The 253-nt window shown below is 54.9% G+C and carries 1 pseudogene; it reads left to right on the top strand.

Annotated elements, in window-relative coordinates:
- Positions 1–253, top strand: a pseudogene (locus SB756_RS32765) (hypothetical protein); the annotation flags it as partial.

Below are 253 nucleotides of genomic sequence, written 5' to 3'. Positions count from 1 at the left end.
AATGAATGTGCAATCGGCACTGACTGCCTGCTGGACCGCCCATGGGAGTCGATGGTGCTCACGGTAAGGCCGGAGCAAGGCGATTACTTTACCCATACAGTCCTGCACGAATTCGGCCACGCACTAGGCGCACAACATGAGCACCAGCATCCTGATGCAGAGATCCCCTGGAACAAGGCGCTCATACACTCGCTACACATAGGTATCCCTGGTTGGAGTGCACAAGATGTCGAACAACAGTACTTCACCCCAC

It is taken from the genome of Pseudomonas sp. SIMBA_068 (assembly GCF_046534705.1).
Taxonomy (GTDB): Bacteria; Pseudomonadota; Gammaproteobacteria; order Pseudomonadales; family Pseudomonadaceae; genus Aquipseudomonas; species Aquipseudomonas putida.
The sequence above is the reverse complement of the archived record's forward strand: the minus strand, read 5'-3'. Positions and strand labels throughout refer to the sequence as shown.